The 21,428-nt window shown below is 73.9% G+C and carries 11 protein-coding genes; all 11 read left to right on the forward strand.

All coding sequences use genetic code 11. The features are described 5' to 3' along the window. Positions 1 to 419 precede the first annotated feature (419 nt). The 11 genes from ABT092_RS11140 to ABT092_RS11190 all read left to right on the forward strand — a co-directional run bounded on the left by ABT092_RS11140 (position 420) and on the right by ABT092_RS11190 (position 21,332). Positions 420 to 1,616, forward strand: a complete 1,197-nt coding sequence (locus tag ABT092_RS11140) for an isochorismate synthase (protein ID WP_351242262.1) — start codon at positions 420 to 422, stop codon at positions 1,614 to 1,616. Beyond that, positions 1,613 to 3,220: a (2,3-dihydroxybenzoyl)adenylate synthase gene (locus ABT092_RS11145; protein WP_351242264.1), complete on the forward strand. Its 1,608-nt coding sequence runs from the start codon at positions 1,613 to 1,615 to the stop codon at positions 3,218 to 3,220. Before ABT092_RS11140 ends, ABT092_RS11145 begins: the two co-directional genes overlap by 4 nt. A 74-nt stretch (positions 3,221 to 3,294) precedes the next feature. Then, entirely contained in the window at positions 3,295 to 3,534 is a 240-nt protein-coding gene (locus ABT092_RS11150; protein ID WP_351242266.1) for a phosphopantetheine-binding protein, read from the forward strand. Continuing rightward, complete coding sequence (locus tag ABT092_RS11155) at positions 3,531 to 4,379, forward strand: siderophore-interacting protein (RefSeq protein ID WP_351242268.1); 849 nt, start codon at positions 3,531 to 3,533, stop codon at positions 4,377 to 4,379. Before ABT092_RS11150 ends, ABT092_RS11155 begins: the two co-directional genes overlap by 4 nt. A gap of 110 nt (positions 4,380 to 4,489) precedes the next feature. Continuing rightward, entirely contained in the window at positions 4,490 to 5,494 is a 1,005-nt protein-coding gene (locus ABT092_RS11160) for an ABC transporter substrate-binding protein (RefSeq protein ID WP_351242270.1), read from the forward strand. Next, entirely contained in the window at positions 5,491 to 6,513 is a 1,023-nt protein-coding gene (locus ABT092_RS11165; RefSeq protein WP_351242272.1) for a FecCD family ABC transporter permease, read from the forward strand. The genes ABT092_RS11160 and ABT092_RS11165 overlap by 4 nt, the downstream gene beginning before the upstream one ends. A gap of 53 nt (positions 6,514 to 6,566) precedes the next feature. Further along, complete coding sequence (locus ABT092_RS11170; RefSeq protein ID WP_351242310.1) at positions 6,567 to 7,508, forward strand: FecCD family ABC transporter permease; 942 nt, start codon at positions 6,567 to 6,569, stop codon at positions 7,506 to 7,508. Further along, positions 7,505 to 8,290: an ABC transporter ATP-binding protein gene (locus ABT092_RS11175; protein WP_351242274.1), complete on the forward strand. Its 786-nt coding sequence runs from the start codon at positions 7,505 to 7,507 to the stop codon at positions 8,288 to 8,290. The genes ABT092_RS11170 and ABT092_RS11175 overlap by 4 nt, the downstream gene beginning before the upstream one ends. 1 nt (position 8,291) lies before the next feature. Further along, positions 8,292 to 18,284 (forward strand): non-ribosomal peptide synthetase, encoded by a 9,993-nt coding sequence (locus ABT092_RS11180; RefSeq protein WP_351242276.1) that lies wholly within the window; start codon positions 8,292 to 8,294, stop codon positions 18,282 to 18,284. Further along, complete coding sequence (locus ABT092_RS11185; RefSeq protein WP_351242278.1) at positions 18,281 to 19,684, forward strand: MDR family MFS transporter; 1,404 nt, start codon at positions 18,281 to 18,283, stop codon at positions 19,682 to 19,684. The genes ABT092_RS11180 and ABT092_RS11185 overlap by 4 nt, the downstream gene beginning before the upstream one ends. 295 nt (positions 19,685 to 19,979) lie before the next feature. Next, entirely contained in the window at positions 19,980 to 21,332 is a 1,353-nt protein-coding gene (locus ABT092_RS11190; RefSeq protein ID WP_351242280.1) for a lysine N(6)-hydroxylase/L-ornithine N(5)-oxygenase family protein, read from the forward strand. Positions 21,333 to 21,428: the final 96 nt, after the last annotated feature.

The raw sequence follows: 21,428 nt of genomic DNA on the forward strand, positions 1-21,428 counted from the left end.
CGGTGCTCATTTCCGGTTTGTCCAAGGTGATATGACGCAACGTCATATGTCACGGAGTCATCAACCGCCCGCCTCGCCTTGCGTATGCTGACCTCACTGATTAGGTTAGCCTTACTTAAGCGAAGCGGGGGATGCATGCTTGCCCGGAACGGGGGGAAGGCGGGCGCGATCCAACGGCTCGCCGGGTCGTCCGGCGGACCGGGCGTCCCACCGGTTCGACCGGAACCCCGAGGCGGCAACGGCCGGCGCGGGACGGGAGCGGCCCCGCCCGGGTGACCGAGGAACCCCGGACGGATTCCGGCGGCCCGGCACTCGACCGCACCGTTCGACCATCGGTCGAGCGCATCAACACCCCACCCTGCTGCACCCGTTCGTCGACGGCGGCGCGAACCCGCGTGCCCGAGGAAGGAACCGCTGACGTGTCCATACCCGCGCTGGTGCGCCCGAGGCCCGTGTACCGGGCCGCCGACCTGCTGGCCGCCTATCTGCCCGGCTCGTTATTCTTCTCCTCCTCCCGCGGAACGCTGCTCGCCGACGGCGTGCACGCCCGGGTCCGGCCCGGATCCGGTTCGCAGGCGCTCGCCGCGGCGGCGGCGCTCGACGCCGCGCTCGCCGCGGGACTGCCCGAACCCGTCGTCGCCGGAGCGGTCGGGTTCCGCCCCTTTGACCGGACCGGGCTGGTGGTGCCCGCCGTGGTGCGCCGGGCCGAGGCCCCCGCCGCCGTCCGTGCGCCGGACGCGGAGTCCGGCACCTCGTGGACGGTCACCCCACGCCCCGAGGGGGCGCGCTACGCGGACGCCGTGCGCCGTGCACTGGAGCTGATCGACCGTGGCGACCTGCACAAGGTCGTCCTGGCCCGCTCGTTGGAGTTGACCGCGGACGCCCCGGTGTGGGTGCCCGCCCTGCTGGCCCGCCTGGTGCGGGCGGACCCCGCCGCGTACGGCTTCGCCGTCGACGTCACCGCGCCCGGCGACCCCGCCCCGCGCACCCTGGTCGGGGCCAGCCCCGAACTGCTGGTGTCCCGCCGGGGCGCGACCGTGGTGGCCAACCCGCTGGCGGGCTCCGCCCCCAGGTCCGGTGACCCGGCGGTGGACCGCGAACGGGTCGCCCGGCTCCGCGCGTCCACCAAGGACCTCGGCGAACACGCCCACACCGCCGGACAGGTGGCGGAGGTGCTCGGCCGGTTCTGCGTCGACCTGGAGGTTCCCGCGGAACCCGAGGTGATCGGCACCCCGACCATGTGGCACCTGTCCACGCGGATCACCGGCCGACTGGCCGACCCGACCGACCCCGCGGCCTCCGCCCTGGGCTTGGCCGAGGCGCTCCACCCGACCCCCGCGGTGTGCGGGGTGCCCGCGGCCGGCGCCCTCGCCGCCATCGCCGACCTGGAACCCGAAGACCGCGGCTACTACGCGGGGATGGTCGGCTGGACCGGCCACGACGGCGACGGCGAGTGGGCCGTGACCATCCGCAGCGCCGAAGTCGCGGACCGGACGGTCCGTCTGTCCGCCGGGGCCGGGATCGTCGCCGGTTCGGACCCGGCCGCCGAACTCGCCGAGACCAGCGCGAAGTTCGGCACGCTGCTGCGTGCCCTCGGAGTGGAGGAGGCGGGATGACCGTGGACCACGTGCCCTGGCCGCCGGAGATCGCCGCCCGCTACCGGGCCGCGGGCCACTGGCGCGGGCAGACCTTCGGAGCCCTGCTCTCCTCGCTGGCCGCCGAGCACGCCGACCGCACCGCCGTCGTCGGCGGGGACCGGCGGTGGAGCTTCGCCGAACTGGACGAGCGGGCCCACCGGATCGCGGCCGGGCTGTTCGAGAGCGGACTCGCGGCCGGCGACCGGGTCGTGCTGCAACTGCCCAACGTCCCGGAGTTCCTGCCGGTGGTGTTCGGGATGTGGCGCGCGGGCGTCCTGCCGGTGTTCGCGCTGCCCGCGCACCGACGCAGCGAACTGCTGCACTTCGCCGCGCACAGCGAGGCCGCCGCCATCATCACGGTCGGCGAGCACGAGCGACACGACCACGCCGCGACCGCCCGCCTGGTGGCGTCCCGGGTGGACTCCGTCCGGCAGGTGCTGGTCGTCGGGTCGGAGGAGTTCGACGAGCTGGCCGCGACCGCACCGCGCGACCTGCCCGACCCCGACCCGGAGGGCGTGGCGTTCCTCCAACTCTCCGGAGGCAGCACCGGGTTGTCCAAGTTGATCCCGCGCACCCACGACGACTACCTCTACAGCGTCCGGGAGAGCGCCCGGATCTGTGCCCTGCGTCCGGACAGCGTCCACCTGGCCACGCTGCCCGTGGCGCACAACTTCCCGCTCAGCTCGCCGGGGGTGCTCGGCGCGCTGTACGCGGGTGCCGCCACCGTGATGGCGCCGCGACCGGACGCGGACACCGCGTTCCGGCTGATCGAGGCCGAAGGGGTCACGATCACCGGAGTGGTGCCGCCGCTGGCCGCCGCCTGGGTGCAGGCCGCCGCCCGCACCGACCGGGACCTGTCCTCCCTCGAAGTCCTGCTGGTCGGCGGCGCCAAGTGCGGCCGCGAACTGGCCGAACGGATCGGGCCCGCGCTCGGCTGCACGCTCCAGCAGGTGTTCGGCATGGCCGAGGGCCTGGTCTGCTACACGCGTCCGGACGACTCCGAGGAGACCGTGCTCACCACCCAGGGCCGTCCGATCTCCCCCGACGACGAGGTCCGCGTGGTCGACCCGGACACCGGTGCCGAGGTCGCACCGGGGGAGACCGGTGCCCTGCTCACCCGCGGCCCCTACACGATCCGCGGCTACTACCGGGCCCCCGAGCACAACGCCACGGCGTTCACCGCGGACGGCTTCTACCGGACCGGTGACCTGGTGCGCCGCACCCCCTCGGGGCACCTGGAAGTGGTCGGGCGGGCCAAGGAACAGATCAACCGCGGCGGGGAGAAGGTGGCGGCCGAAGAGGTCGAGGACCACCTGATGGCCCATCCGGAGGTCCTGGACGCCGCCGTCGTCGCGGTGCCGGACGCCTATCTCGGCGAGCGGATCTGCGCCTACGTCGTGCCCGCCGCGGGCACCGTGCCCACCGGCCGGGAACTGCGGGCCTTCGTCCGCGAGCGCGGGATCGCCGCGTACAAGGTGCCCGACCTGGTCCAGGTCGTCGAGGAGTTCCCGGTGACCGGCGTCGGCAAGACCAGCAAGCGCGAGTTGAGAGCGGCCCTGGCCGCGCTCGCGCGGAAGGAGTAGTTGCGCATGTGCCCGACCGAGATCCCACCGTCCACCGGGGCGCCCTGGGGACCCGTTCCCGTAGGAGCCACCCGATGAGCCAGCCGCTGTCCCCCGAACGCGTCCGCGCCGACGTGGCGGAGCTGCTGGGCTGCGACCCGGCCGAACTCGCCGCCGAGGCGGACCTCGTCGACTACGGCCTGGACTCGATGCGGATCATGACCCTGGTCGAGCGCTGGCGCGAGGCGGGGGCCACCACCCTGGAGTTCCCCGATCTGGCCGAGCAGCCCCAGCTGGGCCACTGGACCGCCCTCCTGACGGGCGGCACCGCATGACCCGGATCGACCACCGGGGCCGCCACCTGGAACGGATCGCCGAGGTCCGTGCGGGGCGGGAGCCCGAGAAGGTGGGCTACCCGATCCACATCCGGCGGACGGAGGTGGTGCGGACCGCCATGGTCGGCATGGGACTGCTCCGGGTGACCCTGGGCGGCCCGGGCGCCGCGGGCTTCGAGGCCCATGCGCCGGACGAGCACGTGAAGCTGATCTTCCCGGAGCCGGACGGTTCGCTCCGGCTGCCCGAACCGAACGGGACGATGCTGAAGTGGCCGCGTCCGTCGCCCACTTCGCGCGAGTACACGGTGCGCCGCTACGACCCGGTCGCGGGCGAGATCGACATCGACATCGCCCCGCACGAGAACGGCCTCGCCTCCGACTGGGCGGGTTCGGTCCGACCGGGCGCCGTGGTGCACGTCGCGGGACCGCCCGGCGGTCTGATCGTGCCGCACCACTACGACCGCTACCTGCTCGCGGGCGACATCACGGCGCTGCCCGCCATCGCCCGCTGGCTGGAGGAACTCCCCCGCACCGCGAAGGGCTGGGCGTTCATCGAAGTCGCGGACGCCGGCGAGGAGATCGAACTCTCCGCGCCCGACGGGTTCGAGGTCCACTGGCTGCACCGGGGCGAGCGCCCCGCGGGCACCGGAGACGCACTGGCCGGCGCCGTGACCGAGGTGACCGTCCCCGCGGGGGAGCGCGTGTACCTCTGGGCGGCGGGGGAGGCCGGGCAGATCAAACCCCTGCGCCGTTGGGCCCGTGACGCCCTGGGGCTGGCGAAGGCCGACCACGACATCACCGGCTACTGGAAGCGCGGCGTCGCCGACTTCGACGACGACCACTGACCACCGGCACGACGGCGGGACGCGACCGCGTCCCGCCCACCCCGGCGGCCCCTCCACCACGCCCTCCCCGGGCGGTTCCTCTCACCATTCACCATTCAAGGAGCAATGCAATGTTCGTGCGCAGATCGTCGGGCCTGATCGGTGCCCTGGCGTTGAGCCTGACCCTGGCCGGGTGCGGCTCGTCCGACGACGGGAAGGACTCGGGTGCGAAGGACGGCAAGGCCAAGACCCGGGTGTTCGCCGCCGACAACGGCAAGATCACCATCCCCGTCGACCCCCAGCGCGTGGTGGCCACCGGCTACGCCGTGCCCGTCCTGATCGAGGCCGGCGCACCGCTGGTCGGCATCTCCTCGTGGCAGCGCGGCGAACCCATGATGAGCGAGAAGGACCTGGCCGCCTACAAGAAGCTCACCAAGGTGGCGGGGGAGGCCGCCGCGGAGACCAACTACGAGGCCATCGCCGAAGCCGACCCGGACCTCATCGTCATCGGCGTGCCCGCCCCGGTGCTCGGCGACATCGACGTCAAGCGACTGGAGTCCATCGCCCCGGTCGTCGCGATCGGCCCGACCGTGCCCTCCGCCTGGCGAGACCTCTCCCACCGGCAGGCCGACGCCGCCGGCGCCCTCAAGCAGTTCGACAGCGTGAAGGCCACCTACGAGAAGAAGGCCGCCGAACTGGCCAAGAAGTACGCGTCCGTGCTGCCCGAGCTGAAGCTCGGACACGTCGGCTCCTACGGCGAGGTCGCCAAGGGCACCTTCCACCGCGAGTTCGGCCGCTCCTGGGGCACCAACATCGCCGAGGACATCGGCGCCGAGTACTACGGCAAGGTCAAGAAGCCCGGCCCCGGCTCGCGCGCGGTCAGCGAGTACCCCTCCGTCGAGGAACTCCCCGCCTCCCTCGGCGAGGCCGACGCCATCACCTACTCGGTCCAGGCCGACGGCAGCGTTCCCGAGATGGTCAAGTACGTCATGGACTCGAAGCTGTGGAAGAACCTGCCCGCCGTGAAGGCCGGCAAGACCTACCCCATCGGCTACACCGAGGCCGCGACCTACGGACAGGCCATGAAGACCCTCGACGCCGTCGACAAGGCGTTCGCGCCGCTGCTGGACCGGTGACCGCCGCAGGCCACGCGTCACGGCCGGGGGGAACCAAGCGGGCCGTGCCGCAGATCGGCGTCCTCGTCGGCGGGCTGGTCCTGCTGCTGGTGATCGCCCTGCTCAGCATCGGCGTCGGCGCCCGCTCGGTTCCCCCCGCCGAGGTCGTCCGGGCCCTGGTGGACTTCCAGGGCACCGACGACCACGTGATCGTCCGGGACGTCCGGCTGCCCCGCGCACTGCTCGCCGTCGCGGTGGGCGCCGCGCTGGCGGTGGCCGGCGCCCTGATCCAGACGCTGGCCCGCAACCCCCTGGCCGAGCCCGGCATCCTCGGGGTCACCGCGGGTGCCGGCTTCGCCATCACCGTCGGCTCGGCGCTCGGCTGGGCCGGCGGGCAGGCCGGCGAGATGGGCTTCGCGGTCCTCGGCTCGGTCCTCGCGGCCCTGCTGGTCGCCGCGGTCGGCCGTCGTTCACCGCTGCGCATGGTGCTCACCGGCGTGGCGGTGACGGCGGTGCTCAGCGGCGTCGCCCTGGGCCTGCGGCTGATGCTGCCGGACGTCTTCGACAGCTACCGCTTCTGGTCCGTCGGTTCGCTCGCCTCCCGCGAACAGGCCCCGCTGGCGCTGCCGTTGGCCGCCATCGCGGTGTCCCTCCTCGGGGCGCTGCTGCTCAGCCGGGCGCTCAACGCCCTGACCCTCGGCGAAACCGTCGCGCACACCCTGGGCGCCGGGGTGCACCGGGTCCGGGCCGCCGTGCTGGTGCTGATCACCGTCCTCAGCGGGGCGGCGACCGCGGTGGCCGGCCCGATCCTGTTCGTCGGACTGATCGTGCCGCACCTGGTCCGCCGGCCCGCGGGCGGATCGGTGCCCTGGCTGTTGCTCTACACCATGGTGCTCGGACCGATCCTGCTGCTGGTCGCCGACATGGGCTCGCGGGTCCTGCTGCCCACCGGCGAGGTGCCGGTGGCCATCGTCACCGCCTTCCTGGGGGGTCCCATGCTGATCTGGGCCGTCCGCCGCTACGGGGCGGGGTCACTGTGAGCGCCCTGACAGGAGTACGGGCCGAACCCCGTACCGTCGTGCTCGGCCTCACCATGACCGTCCTGCTGCTGGGCCTCGCCCTGCTCGGACTCTGCTACGGCGCCTCCTGGTCCTCGCCCGGCGAGGTGCTGGCCGCCCTGGTCGGCACCGACCCCTCCCCGGTGATCCTGGAATGGAGACTGCCCCGGGTGGTCGCCGGCCTGGTCTTCGGCGCCGCGCTCGGCGTGGCGGGCGCGATCTTCCAGAACCTCACCCGCAACCCGATGGGCAGCCCGGACGTGATCGGCCTGGACGCCGGTGCCTACACCGGCGCCCTGGTCGCCATCACCGTCCTGTCCGGCACCTCCGCGCAGTTGGCGGTCGGCTCGGTGGCCGGCGGACTGATCGTCGCCGCCGTGATCTACCTGCTCTCCTTCGAACACGGTTTCTCCGGCCTGAGGCTGGTGGTGATCGGCATCGCGGTCAACGCGATGATGACCGCCGTCAACTCGTGGATCGTGCTCCGCGCCGAACTGGAGGTGGCGATCGCCGCGGTCGGCTGGAGCGCGGGCTCGCTCAACGGCGTCGGCTGGGACGACCTGTGGATCCCGCTCACGCTCATCGCCGTCCTGCTGGCCCTGATGGCGGCCCGGGCGCACGCCATGCACCAGGCGGCCCTCGGCGACTCCATCGCGGTGACCACCGGAGTCGGACTCGACCGGCTCCGCCTGCTGATGGTGCTGGTCGGCGTCGGCTGCACGGCCACCGTGACCGCCGTGGCCGGCCCCATCGCCTTCATCGCCCTCGCCGCCCCGCAGATCGGCCGCAGGCTCGCGGGCGCGCCCGGCGTACCGCTGCTCCCGGCCGCCCTGACCGGAGCGGCCCTGCTCCAAGGCGCCGACCTGCTCGCCCAGATGCTGCTGGCGCCCGTCGCGCTGCCCGTCGGCGTGGTGAGCACCGCGATCGGCGGCTGCTACCTGATCTGGCTGTTGACCAAGGAAGTGAGGCGAGCGTGACCGCACGCCTGACCGCGCAGGAGATCACCCTGCGCTACGGAGACCGGGTGGTGTCCACACGGCTGAGCCTCGACGTCCCCGACGGCGCGTTCACCGCCGTCGTGGGCCCCAACGCCTGCGGGAAATCGACCCTGCTGCGGTCGTTCGTCCGGCTGCTGCGCCCCGAGAGCGGACACGTGCGACTCGACGGCCGGGACGTCGGCGACTACGCGCCCAAGGCGCTGGCCAAACAACTCGGCTTCCTGCCGCAGGACCCGCTGGCCCCCGAGGACATCAGGGTCAGACAACTGGTGGGCCGCGGCAGGTTCCCGCACCAGTCGCTGCTGGCCGCGTGGTCCCCCCAGGACCAGGCGGCGGTCACCGAGGCGATGGCCGCCGCCGGCGTCGCCGACCTGGCGGACCGCTTCGTCCAGGAGCTGTCCGGCGGACAGCGACAGCGGGTGTGGATGGCGATGGTGCTCGCCCAGCAGACCTCCTACCTGCTGCTCGACGAGCCCACGTCGTTCCTGGACATCACCCACCAGTACCAACTGCTCGGCCTGTTGGCCAGGCTGCGTGATCAGGGGCGCACGGTGATCGCCGTGCTGCACGACATCAACCAGGCGTGCCGGTTCGCCGACCACCTGGTCGCCATGAAGGACGGCCGGGTGGTCGCCGAGGGCGACCCCGCGGACATCGTGAACGCCACGCTGATCAAGGACGTGTTCGACCTGCCGAGCGTCATCGTCCCGGACCCGGTGACGGACACGCCGATGGTCGTCCCCACACTCCAAGGAGAGTAAGTTGAGCACCGCACGCGTGCCCTCGGACGGAACGCTCGCCCTGACCAGCGCCCAGTTGGGCATCTGGAACGCGCAGCGCCTCGAACCCGACTCGCCGTACTACGTGGTCGGCGACGTGGTGGAGATATCCGGTGACGGACCGGTCGACGTCGACGCGCTCGTCGAGGCGGTCCGGGCGACCACCGAGGAGGCCGAGACCCTCCGACTGCGCATCCACGACACTCCCGAAGGTCCGCGACAGACGGTCAGCGACGACCCGGTCGAGCGCCCCAGGGTGATCGACGTCAGCGGTCACCCCGACCCCCTCGCCGCGGCGCACGCGCTCGTCGACGCCGAACGGGCCCGGGTGGCCGCGGAGTGCCGGGACATGGTGGACCGGCCGCTGTACGCGCGCACCGTCATCCGGCTCTCCGACAGGGAGGTGTGGTACACCCAACTCGGCCACCACCTGGTCTTCGACGGCTACTCCGCCGCGATGCTCGCCCGCCGCACCGCCGCCCGCTACACCACCCTGGTCCGGGGCACCCGGCTGCCGGCGTCGACCTTCGGCCGGTTCGCCGACCTCGTCGCCGCCGACCGCGCCTACCGCGACGGCGAGCGGGCGGCCGAGGACCGCGCCTACTGGGTGGAGCGGTTCACCCCGCTGCCCGACCTCGGCGAGGTCGACCCGAGTGCCGGCCCGCCCGAGCGCACCCTGACCGCCCGCGCGGTCGTCACCCCCGAGGAGACCGCCCGGCTGCGCGCCTTCGCCACCGAGCACGGCATCACCTGGGGCGAGGCGCTGATCGCCGGCTACGCCGCCTTCCTGCACCGCGTCCTGGGCCGCACCGACGTGGTGTTCGCGCTGCCCCTGATGTGCCGGGTCGGCTCGGCCGAACTGCGCACCCCCGCCATGGCCGTCAACGTGCTGCCGCTGCGGGTGACCGTGCGCCCCGGGGACGGACTGGGGGAGGTGGGCCGGCGGGTCTCCGCGGCGATGCGCGAGATGCGCGACCACCAGCGGTACCGCGGCGAGGACCTGCCGCGCGACCTCGGCGTGCCCGGCGCCGGCGCCCTGCTGCACGGCCGCGGGATCAACCTCAAGGCGTTCGACCTGGCGCTGGACTTCGCCGGCTCGACCGGGGTGATGCGCAACGTCGCCGGCGGCCCGCCGGAGGACATGGGACTGAGCGTCCTGCCGACCCGGGACGGCGGACTGCTGCTCGGCTTCGAGGTCGACGCCCGCAGCACCGACCAGGCCGCCGTCGACGGCAAGCTGTCCGGGCTGCGCGCCCTGCTCTCCGGACTGGTCGACGGCGTGCCCGTGGGACGGATCGCCCTCGCCGCGGACCGGCTGCTGGCCGACTGGTCCCCCCGCGCCCTGCCCGGCACCCCGCAGTCCGTGCCCACCGCCTTCGACGCCATGGTCGCCGCCGACCCGGAGCACACCGCCCTGGTCTGCGGCGAGGACCGCCTCACCGCGGCCGGATTGGCGGACCGGGTGCACCGGCTCGCCCGTGCGCTGCGGGCCCGCGGCATCGGCCCCGAGGACGTCGTGGCGCTGGCGCTGCCCCGCTCCGCCGACACGGTGGTCGCCCTGCTCGCGGTCATGGACGCGGGGGCCGCCTTCCTGCCCCTGGACGCCGCTCACCCGCCCGAGCGGCTGCGGGACCTGATCGACGACACCCGCCCCGCCCTGGTCCTCACCGACGGCACCGGCGGCACCGTCGACGGGGAGCCCTGGGCCACCCTGGTCGACGAGTCCGCCGCGCTCCCCGGCACCCCGCTGACCGCCGAGGAACTGGCCGCGCCCCGCCACCCGGACCACCTCGCGTACGTGATCCACACCTCCGGCTCCACCGGCCGCCCCAAGGGCGTCCTCGGCCGGGTCGGCGGCCTCGCCGGACTCCTGCACCACCAGCGGGCGACGGCGGTCGCCCAGGCGGAGCGGACCGCCGGCCGGCGGCTGCGCGCCTCCCACACCTACTCCTTCGCCTTCGACTCCGCCTTCGAACACCTGGTGTGGCTGCTCTGCGGGCACGAACTGCACGTCTACGACGCCGACACCACCCGCGACGCCGAGGCCCTGCTCGCCGCGTACCGCCGGGACGGCATCGACATCATCGACACCACGCCGTCGATGGCCGTGCCACTGATCGACGGCGGCCTCCTCGACCTGCCCCCCGCCCTCCTGGTGCTCGGCGGCGAGGCGCTGCCGCCCGCACTGTGGCAGCGGCTCGCCGCGTCCGGCGTCGCCGCCCGCAACATGTACGGCCCGACCGAGGCGTCCGTCACCAGCAGCACCGCCCCGATCGTCGGTGACGAGCCGACGGTCGGCCACCCGCTCGCCGGCACCCGCACCTACGTCCTGGACGGCGCGCTCCAGCCGGTCCCGCACGGCACGGTGGGCGAACTGTTCCTGGCCGGCCCGCACCTGGCCCGCGGCTACCTGGGCCGGCCGGGGGCGACCGCGGAGCGGTTCGTGGCCGACCCCTTCGGCGCGCCGGGGACCCGGATGTACCGCACCGGCGACCTGGCCCGCTGGGTGCCCGACCGGGGCCTGGAGTACCTGGGCCGCGGCGACGGACAGGTCAAGATCCGCGGACACCGGGTGGAGACCGGCGAGGTCGAGGCCGCGCTCGGGGCGGTGCCCGGGGTCACCGCGGCAGCCGCCACGGTCCGCTCCTCCCGACTGCTCGGCTACGTGGTGTCCACCTCCGTCACCCCCGAGGCGGTCCGCGACCACCTGGCCGAGCGGCTCCCCGACCACCTGGTGCCGGCCGCGGTGGTGGTGCTGGACGCGCTGCCCCTCACGCCCAACGGCAAGCTCGACCGCGCCGCCCTGCCCGCCCCCACGACCTCCGGCGGCGGCCGGGAACCGAGCACCGCACGCGAACGCCTGCTGTGCGGGGTCCTCGCCGAGGTGTTCGAGGTCGAGCGGGTCGGGGTGGACGAGGACTACTTCGCCCTCGGCGGCGACAGCATCACCGCGATCGCCGTCAGCAGCCGGCTGCGGGCCCGCGGCCTCGACCTGCGGCCCCGGGACCTGCTGGCCCGCCGCAGCTTCGCCGCCCTGGCCGCCTCCGCCGCCGAGGTGGACGGGGCCCCCGAGCCGCTGGACGAGCCGACCGGCCCGGTACCGGCGTCACCGATCGTCCGCAGCCTGCTCGACCCGCACCCGGACGTCGACGTCATCGCCGGATACGCCCAGTGGACCGTCCTGAAGGTCGACGGGCTCGCCCACCAGGACCTGCTGACCGGCGTGCAGGCCGTGCTCGACCGGCACGACGCGCTGCGCCTGCGGGTCGTCGACGGGGACGACGGACCCCGCCTGGACGTCCTCGCCCCGGGCGCGACCCCGGCCGTCGTCCGCGAGGTCCGCGGTCAGGACGTGACCGCCCTGGCCCGGGACCTCGCCGGGGAACTCGACCCCCGCTCCGGCGACCTGCTGCGGGTGTCCCTGGTGCGCACCGAGGACGACGCCCCGGACCGGCTGGTCGTCGTCGTCCACCACCTCGCCGTGGACGGCGTGTCCTGGCGCATCCTCCTGCCCGACCTGCACACCGCCTGCACCGGCGGCACCCTCGAACCGGTGGGCGCCTCCTGGCGACGCCACGCGACGCTCCTGGCCGAACAGGGCGCCTCGGGCGCCCGCCGGGCCGAACTCGACCACTGGCGCACCGCGTTGGACTCGGCCTCCCGACTGGGGGCCCGGCCGCTGGACCAGAAGCAGGACACCGTGGCCACCGCCCACCGCTCGGTCACCCTCGCCTCGCCCGAGGTCACCGAGGCCCTGCTGACCACCCTGCCGGCCGCCTACCGCGCCGGTGTCGACGAGGTGCTCCTGGCCGCCGTCGTGCTCACCCTGCGCGGCCTGGGCGCGGCCGGCGACGCCGTGACCGTCACCCTGGAGGGCCACGGCCGCGAACACCTCGACCTGTCCCGCACCGTCGGCTGGTTCACCAGCGAGTACCCGGTCCGCGTCCCCGCAGCCGGCACGGTGCGGGAGGTGCTGCGCGCGGCCAAGGAGGCCAAGCGCGGCGTCCCCGACGCCGGCGTCGGCTACGGGGTCCTGCGCTCCCTCGACCCGGTCGCCGGTCCCGAACTGTCGGCAGTGCCGCCGCCGGACGTGCTCCTCAACTACCTCGGCCGGTTCGGCTCGCTGCCCGGCACCGGCTGGCGACTGCCGGAACAGGACGCCTTCTCGGTCGTCGAACCCGGGGCCAAGGCCCTGGAACAGGTGCTGGCCCTCAACTGCTTCGTCCACGAGGAGGACGCGCCGCGACTCGCCGTCGATTGGACCGCGGCGACCGGAGTCCTCGACGCCGCGGCCGTGACGGCCCTCCAGGACGCCTGGGCCGCCGCCCTGGACGCGCTCCTCGCCCACGTGCTCGACGCACCGGGCGGACTCACCCCCTCCGACCTGCCGCTGGTCGACCTCGACCAGGCCGCCGTCGACGCCCTGGAGGCCGCGGACGGCGTCGGTCGCATCGCCGAGGTCCTGCCCGCCACCCCCCTCCAGGTCGGCCTCTCCTTCCACACCCTGGTCCGCGACGACCAGGACACCGACGTCTACGTCGTCCAGGCCCTGACCACCCTGGTCGGCGAACTCGACCCGGACCGGATGGCCGAGGCCGCCCGGGAACTGCTGCGCCGTCACCCCGCGCTGCGGGTCCACCTCGCCCCGACCGGGGACGGCGTGGTGCAGGTGGTCCCCGCCGAGGTCGTCCTGGACTGGCGCCGCGACGACGACTTCCCCGGGGCGGCCCGCGCCGAACTGGCCCGGCCCTTCGACCCGACCCGCTCCCCGCTGATCCGCTTCCTGCTCTCCCGGGTCGGCCCCACCGAACACAAGCTGGTCATCACCAACCACCACGCCCTCCTCGACGGCTGGTCGATGCCGTTGGTCGGCCGCACCCTGCTGGCCATCTACGCCGAACTCGGCGGCGGCCCCGCAGCCCCCACGGCCCCGCCGCTGACGGAGTACTTCCGCTGGCTCGCCGACCGCGACCACGGGGCCTCCCTCGCCGCCTGGCGCGGCGCGCTCGCCGGCGTCGAGGAGGCCACCCGACTGGCACCCGCCAGCACCGGCACCGGCGTCGAGCGGCCCGGCCGGGTCGCCGTCGACCTGGGCCGCGAGTTCAGCGACCGGCTGCGCGCCTTCGCCCGCGAGCAGGGCGTCACCCTGACCACCGTGCTCCAGACGGCCTGGGGCCTGCTGCTGGGCCGGCTCACCGGCCGCCGTGACGTCGTGTTCGGCTGCCCGGTGTCCGGACGGCCCTCCGAGGTCGGCGGGGTCGAGTCGATGATCGGGCAACTCGGCACCACCATCCCGGTGCGGGTCCGGCACGCCCCGGACGCGACGGCCCGGGACCTGATGGCGCAGGTGCACGCCGAGAGCGTCGCCCTCGCGGAGCACCACTACGTGGGACTGCCCGACATCCAGCGGGCGGTCGGCATCGGCGACCTGTTCGACACCATGCTGGTGATGGAGAACTTCCCGCTCTCCAGCCGGAAGCGCACCCCGCTCGCCCCCGGGCTCGACCTCGCCGGGGTGGAGATCACCGACGCCACGCACTACCCCCTGACCGTCATCGTGATCCCCGACGACGCCATCACCATCGGACTCGGCTACCAGCCGCGCGCCTTCACCGGGGCGACCGTGCGCGACTACGGCCGCTGGCTGCACCACCTGCTGCGGGAGATCGTCGCGGACCCGACGCGACCGGCGGTCCGCATCCCCGCGCTCGACCCCGACGAGCGGGCGCGGATGCTCGCCACCGGCGACGGGGGCGCGCCCGCCCGGGAACGCGGCCACTGGCTGGACGAGTTCGCCGCCTGGGTGCGCCGCACCCCCGACGCCGAGGCCCTGGTCTGCCGCGACCACAGCCTCAACTACGCCGAACTGGACCGCCGGGCCAACCGGTTGGCCCGGGCGCTCATCGCCCGCGGGGTGCGACCCCAGGACCCGGTGGCGGTCCTCCTCGGGCGCGACGTCGACATGACGGTGGCACTGTTCGCGGTGGCCAAGGCGGGCGCGGTGTACGTGCCGCTCGACCCGGGCTACCCGCAGGAGCGGCTGGCCTACATGGTCGAGGACATCGCCCCCGCCGCCGTGGTGACGGCCGGCGCGGTACCGCCGGGCGACCGGGCGGTCCCGGTCGTGCGGCTGGACGACCCTGCCACGCTCGCCCGGCTCGCGGACACCGACCCGGTGGAGGCCCGCACCGGGCTCACCGCGGACTCCCTGGCCTACGTCATCTACACCTCCGGCACCACCGGCCGCCCCAAGGGCGTCGGCGTCACCCACCGCGGCGTGCCCGACCTCCACGCCCTCCAGGAGGAGGTCCTGGGGCTCACCGCGCGCGACCGGTTCCTGCACTTCGCGTCGACCAGCTTCGACGTCGCGTTCTGGCAGACCATGATGCCGTTGCTCTCCGGCGGCACCTCCGTGATCGCGCCCGAGGAGGTGCGCACCTCCGGCGACGCCCTCCTCGACTACATCGCCGAACACCGGGTGACCGTGGTGAACCTGCTGCCCTCGTTCCTGGCGGCGATGCCCGACGACCGCACCATCGACCCGGACGTGCTCCTCATCGTCGGCGCCGAACGCCTCGACCCCGCCCTCGCCGCGCGCTGGGGCGAGGGCCGCAAGGCGCTCTTCAACGCCTACGGGCCCACCGAGGTCACCATCAACTCCACGCTCTGGAGGTACGACCCGGACGACCCCGGGCCGCTGCCGATCGGCCGCCCCGACCTCCACGTCCGCGCCTACGTGCTCGACGGCGGGCTCCAGCCGGTCGGCGTCGGCGTCACCGGGGAGCTGTACCTCGCCGGCCCCGGCCTGGCCCGCGGCTACCTCGGCCGACCCGCCCTGACCGCGGCGGCGTTCGTCGCCGACCCGTACGGCCCGGCGGGGAGCCGGATGTACCGCACCGGTGACCTGGTGCAGTGGCGCCCCGACGGACAGCTGGCCTTCCTGGGGCGCGCCGACCACCAGGTCAAGGTCCGCGGCTTCCGGATCGAGCTGGGCGAGATCGAGTCCGCCCTCAGCCGTCACCCCGACGTCCGCGCCTGCGCGGTGATCGTGCGCGCCGGCCGGCTCCTCGGCTACGTCGTCCCGACCGACGGCGCCGACCCGGACCCGGTGCGACTGCGCGCCCACCTGGCCGCCGAACTCCCCGACCACATGGTGCCGACCGCGCTGGTGCCCCTCGACCGCCTGCCGCTGGGCCCCGGCGGCAAGCTCGACACCGCCGCGCTGCCGGACCCGGAGACCGTCGCCACCGCCCGGCGCGCACCCGCCACCGAGGCCGAAGCCGCCCTGCTCGCCCTCTTCCAGGAGGTCCTGGGCACCGAAGAGGTCGGCCTCGACGACGACTTCTTCGCCGTCGGCGGCGACAGCATCGTCTCCCTCCAAGTGGTCTCGCGCGCCCGCCGCCGAGGGCTCGGCCTCACCGCACGGGACGTGTTCGAAGGCGCCACCGTCGCCGGGATCGCGGCCCGGGCCCGTGCCCTCGCCCACGAGGACGCCCCCGCGGTCGGCGACGCACCGCTCACCCCGATCATGCGGGACCTGCTGCGCCGCGCCGGCACCGCGGCCGACGGCTTCTGCCAGTGGATCGAGGTCTGCGTCCCGCCCGGCGGCGACGAGACCAGCTGGCGGGGCGTCCTCGACGCACTGCTGGCCCGGCACGACGTGCTCCGCGCCACCCTCGTCGACCGGGCGTTGCGCATCCCGCCGGTCGGCGCCGTCACCGGGGCCGCGGTGCTGACCCGGCTGCCCGCGACGGGCGACCCACGGGCACGGGTCGACTCCTGGATCGCCGACACCCGCCGCGCGATGGACCCGCGCACCGGTCCGCTGCTGCGCGCCCTGTGGGTGGACGCCGGACCCGCCCGCCCGGGCCGACTGGTCCTGCTCGCCCACCACCTGATCGTCGACGGCGTCTCCTGGCGGATCCTGCTGGACGACGTGCAGCACGCCCACGACGGCGGCACGCTCGCCCGCCACGGCCAGTCGTTCCTCGGCTGGGCGCGTGCGCTGCGCGAGGCCGACCGCCGTACCGAACTCCCGCACTGGCAGGGGATCACCGCCACCCCGGCGCTCACCGAGCCGCTCGACCCCGCCCGGGACACCGCGGCCACCGCCGTGCACCACGAGTTCCGGATCGACGCCGACACCACCCGCGCCCTGATCACGACCCTGCCCGCCGCCCACCGCACCACCCCCGACGCCGTCCTGCTCAGCGCGCTCGCCCGAGCGGTACGGGCCTGGCGCGCGGTGCCCGAACTGCTGGTCGCCCTGGAGAGCCACGGCCGTCCGCCGCAGGTCGACCTGGGCCAGACCGTCGGCTGGTTCACCGCGGTCCACCCGGTGCGCCTGCACGCCGACGACGACGTGAAGGCGGTCGCCGACCGGCTGCGCGCCCAGGGCGACGGACTGGGCCACGGCATCCTCACCGCGGCCGGCCTGGTGGACCCGGTGCCGGTGGAGGTGGCCTGGAACTACCTCGGACAGTTCCCGGGCGCCCCCACCGAGGAGACCCCGTGGCAGGCACCGCCGGACGCGGACCCGCTCGGCTCGGGCGGAACCGACGAACTGCCCCTGCCGTACGGGCTGATGGTCAACGCCCTGGTCCGTGACGAGGCCCTCGGCGTGCGGATCACCTGGCCGGCCGCCCTGTTCACCACCGCCGAGGTCGAGGACCTGGCCGCCCACCTGCGCAGCGCGCTGCTGAGCACCGCCGCCGCACCGGAGGTCCAGGCCCTGGACGGCGACCTCACGATCGCCGCGGTGCAACCGCTCACCCCCCTCCAGGAGGTGATGCTGCGGCACTCGCGCACCGAACGCCCCGACCCGTACACCGTGCAGTCGACGTTCTCCCTGGCCGGCCCGCTCGACCCGGAAGCGCTGCGGGCGGCCGGCGCCGACCTGCTGGCCCGTCACCCCCACCTGGGCGCCGTGTTCCCGGCCGACCTCGCGGTGATCCCCGCGGCCCCGCGGCTCGCGTACCGCGTGGTCGACGGACCCCCGCAGCAGGTGTTGGCGGCCGACCTGGCCGAACCGTTCGACCTCGCCGCCGGGCCGCTGCTCCGGCTGACCGTGATCCGCCGCGGCGAGGAACTCGCCGACCTGGTCATGACCAGCCACCACGTGCTCTCCGACGGCTGGTCCGCCCCGCGCATCCTCACCGAGCTGTTCGCCCTGTACGCGGCCCGCTGCCGCGACGGGGCCCCGGACCTGCCGGCCCCCGTGCCCTTCGACGCCTATCTGCGCTGGCGCGCCGACCACGAGCCCGACCTCGACGCCTGGGCCGCCGAGCTGGCCGGCCTGCCCGAGGGCGACCACCTGGTCGGCGGCGAGGTCGGCCCGGCCTGGCAGGAACCCGCGGTCCTGACCTTCGACGCGGCCCTGGTGGCGGACCTCGCCCGGCAGGCCGCCCGTCGCGGACTGACCCGCAACACCCTGCTGCAAGGGGCCTGGTCGGTGCTGTTGGCACGGCGCTCCGGCCGCCGGGACGTCTGCTTCGGCGCCATGGTGGCCTGCCGGCCCCCGGGGCTGGAGGGCGTCGAGGAGATCATCGGTCTGCTGGCCAACACCGTGCCGGTGCGCGCACGGCTCACCGGCACGCTCGCCGAGGTGCTCGTCGACCTCCAGAACCGTCAACAGGCACTGGTCGAGCACCAGCACGTGGCCCTCACCGACCTGGAGCGGCTGACCGGGGTGCGCAGGCTCTTCGACAGCCTGTTGGTGTTCGAGAACTACCCGGTCGATCCGGACCGCCTCCGGGAACCGGCCCCCGGGCTGAGGGTGGTGGGCACCCGCTTCCGCGAGGCCACCCACCACCCGGTCACCCTGACGGTGATGCCGGACGGCGAGGGCTGGACCGGGGTGCTCGCGCACCGCGCCGGAGTGGACGTCGAGGGGCTGGCCGGGGAACTGCTCGACCTGCTGCGGTCCTTCGGCGACCACCTCGACGAGGACGTCAGCGACCTCTTGGAGCCCCGATGAGCGAGAACGCCGCGCCCCCGACCGAGCGGATCGACGGACGCCTGCTGCGGATCGCGTTCATCCTGGTCCTCGGGACGTTCATGGCCACGGTGGACGCCACGATCGTCAGCGTCGGCATCGACACCCTGACGGAGGAGTTCGACGCCTCCGTCGCCGAGATCCAGTGGGTCTCCACCGCCTACCTGCTGGCCGTCGTCGCCGCGGTGCCCGCGTCCGGTTGGCTCGCCGACCGGTTCGGCGGACGACGGACCTGGATCGCCGCGGTGGGGCTGTTCCTGCTCGGTTCGCTGCTCTGCGCGCTGGCCTGGTCCGCGACCAGTCTGATCGTCTTCCGGGTCGTCCAGGGCCTCGGCGGCGGACTGCTGCCCGCGACCGGGCAGGCGCTGCTGGCGCGGGTCGCCGGTCCCGGCCGCACCGGGCGGGTGATCAGCATCGTCGCCGTCGTTCCCCTGCTGTCGCCGGTGCTCGGCCCGATGGTCGGCGGCTCGATCCTCGGGGTGGCGTCCTGGCCGTGGCTGTTCCTGGTCAACCTGCCGATCGGGGCGGTCGCGATGGTGCTGGCCCGTCGGCACGTGCCGGCGGTGCCGCCCTCGGAGCGGCGGGCGGCGTTCGACCTGCGGGGGGCGGCGCTGCTCTCGCCGGGTCTGGCCGTGCTGGTGTTCGGGCTGACCGAGGTCGCCCACGGGCGCACGGTGCCGGCCGTGATCGGCGTGGCGGCGGGCCTGGGCATGCTGGTCGGGTTCGTGGTGCACGGGCTGCGCACCCGGGGCACCCCGTTGATCGACCCCCGGCTGTTCACCCGGCCGCCGTTCGGCGCCGCGGCCCTCTCGCTGGTCGTGCTGGGCGCGTCGGTGTTCGGCACGATGTTCCTGTTGCCGCTGTACTTCCAGACCGGTCGCGAACTGTCCGCGTGGGAGGCCGGCTTGCTCCTGGCCCCCCAGGGTCTGGGGGCGGTGGTGGGGACGGTGCTGGTCAACCGGACCATCGACAAGGTGGCCCCCCGCTCCCTGGTGGTGACCGGCATCGCGTTGATCCTGCTGGGCACGGTCCCGTTCACCCAACTGGGCCGTGATCCGGCGGACGCCGTGATCGCCGTGACGCTGGTGGTGCGGGGCGTCGGCGCGGCGATGGTGGGCGCACCCCTCATGAACATCGTCTACTCCCGCATCGAGCCCGCGCACCTGCCGCGCGCCGCGGGGGCGCTCAACCTCCTCAACACCGTGGGCGGTTCGCTCGGTACCGCGGCGCTCGCCGTGGTGTTGCAGGACCGGCTGGCCGCCCGTGGTGCGGACGTCTCCCAGGCGTTCGCGGACGCCTTCTGGTGGGTGCTCGGATGCTGTCTGCTCGCCGCGGTCGGGGCGACCAGACTGCCCCGCACCCATGCGGGGAAGGACGCCTGACCCCCCGTGGCCGGACCGGTGCCGCCCGCGCGGCCGGTCCGGCCGCGCGGGCCCTTCCCGGGCAGGTCGACGGCCCGCTCGGGGCCGACTTCATGCTGATGGTCCGTCAACGCGCGCTATATGCAAGTGTGTTGTGGAATGGCATCCGTCACTTGACGGTTCGGTCCCGTCGACAGGGCAGCTCAAGTAAGGTTAGCTTTACCTAAATTCGGAGGGCATGGTGTCCGCGAACGGACGGGTTCGACACCCCCTTCATCTCCTCCACCCCTCACAGGCCCCACACGATGGGAGTGACATGTCACAGGTTCTTCCTGGCGACGCACCTCTGATCCACGACCTCATAGGCATCGGCTTCGGGCCGTCCAACGTGGCCATGGCGATCGCGCTCCACGAGCACAACGCGGGCGTCGAGAGACGGGATGCCGTCACTGCCCACTTCTTCGAGCGCCAGCCGCGCTTCGGCTGGCACCGCGGCATGCTGATCGACGACGCCACGATGCAGGTCTCCTTCCTCAAGGACCTGGTGACGCTCCGCAACCCGTCCAGCGAGTACACCTTCCTGTGCTACCTCCAGAGCAAGGGACGGCTGGTCGACTTCGTCAACCACAAGACCTTCTTCCCGCTCCGCGTGGAGTTCCACGACTACCTGGAATGGGCCGCGGCGAAGGTCGACGACATGGTCTCCTACGGCCACGAGGTCATCGCCGTCGAACCCGTCGTGCAGGACGGCGTGGTGGAGTACCTCGACGTCACGGCCCGCTCCGGCACCGAAACGGTGACCCACCGCGCCCGCAACCTCGTCATCGGCACCGGCCTGCGCCCCTTCGTGCCCGAGGGGGTGGAGCGCACCGACCGCGTCTGGCACACCTCCGAGCTGCTCACCAAGCTCGACCTGCTCGACGGCACCGACCCCTCCCGGTTCGTCGTCGTCGGCGCGGGACAGAGCGCCGCGGAGAACGTGGCCCATCTGCACCGCCTCTTCCCCGAGGCCGAGGTCTGCGCGGTGTTCTCGCGCTACGGCTACAGCCCCGCCGACGACAGCAGCTTCGCCAACCGGGTCTTCGACCCCGCCGCGGTGGACGAGTACTTCGCCGCCTCCGACGAGGTCAAGCACGAACTGATGGACTACCACGGGAACACCAACTACTCCGTGGTGGACGTCGACCTCATCGCCGACCTGTACCGGCAGGCGTACCAGGAGAAGGTGCTCGGCACCGAACGGCTGCGCTTCCTCAACATGTCGCGCCTCACCGGCGTCGAGGAGGCGGGCGACCGGGTCCGGGTCACCGCCCGCTCCTCGGTCACCGGCGAGGACACCGTCCTGGACGCCGACGTCGTGGTGTTCGCCACCGGCTACAGCCCGGTGGACCCCTTCGGCGTCCTGGGGAAGGTCGCCCCCCGCTGCCACCGGGACGATCGGGGGCGCGCCCGCGTCGAGCGCGACTACCGCCTCACCACCGACCCCGAGGTGCGGTGCGGCATCTACCTCCAGGGCGGCACCGAGCACACCCACGGCATCACCTCCTCCCTGCTCTCCAACATCGCCGTCCGGGTCGGCGAGATCCTGGACTCGATCGTCGAACGCGGCGCGCAGAGCGCTGTGGACGAGCCCCGACCGGTGGTCGACGGCATCGGTTCGGTCCGCTGAGACGACCCCCTCCCGGAGTTCCCCTTCCCGGCCCGAGCCGGGACCCGTGGCGCGCGCCTCCCGTGCGGCCGTCCCCGGAGGCGTTCCCCCTGTCCA

It is taken from the genome of Streptomyces sp. NPDC002490, from assembly GCF_040296045.1.
In the GTDB taxonomy this organism is placed as follows: domain Bacteria; phylum Actinomycetota; class Actinomycetes; order Streptomycetales; family Streptomycetaceae; genus Streptomyces.

Excerpts from the sequence above, each read along its gene's own strand:
- ABT092_RS11170 (WP_351242310.1), top strand. The coding sequence starts at position 6,567 with ATGACCGTCCTGCTGCTGGGCCTCGCCCTGCTCGGACTCTGCTACGGC.
- ABT092_RS11150 (WP_351242266.1), top strand. The coding sequence starts at position 3,295 with ATGAGCCAGCCGCTGTCCCCCGAACGCGTCCGCGCCGACGTGGCGGAG.
- ABT092_RS11155 (WP_351242268.1), top strand. The coding sequence starts at position 3,531 with ATGACCCGGATCGACCACCGGGGCCGCCACCTGGAACGGATCGCCGAG.
- ABT092_RS11160 (WP_351242270.1), top strand. The coding sequence starts at position 4,490 with ATGTTCGTGCGCAGATCGTCGGGCCTGATCGGTGCCCTGGCGTTGAGC.
- ABT092_RS11185 (WP_351242278.1), top strand. The coding sequence starts at position 18,281 with ATGAGCGAGAACGCCGCGCCCCCGACCGAGCGGATCGACGGACGCCTG.
- ABT092_RS11145 (WP_351242264.1), top strand. The coding sequence starts at position 1,613 with ATGACCGTGGACCACGTGCCCTGGCCGCCGGAGATCGCCGCCCGCTAC.
- ABT092_RS11190 (WP_351242280.1), top strand. The coding sequence starts at position 19,980 with ATGTCACAGGTTCTTCCTGGCGACGCACCTCTGATCCACGACCTCATA.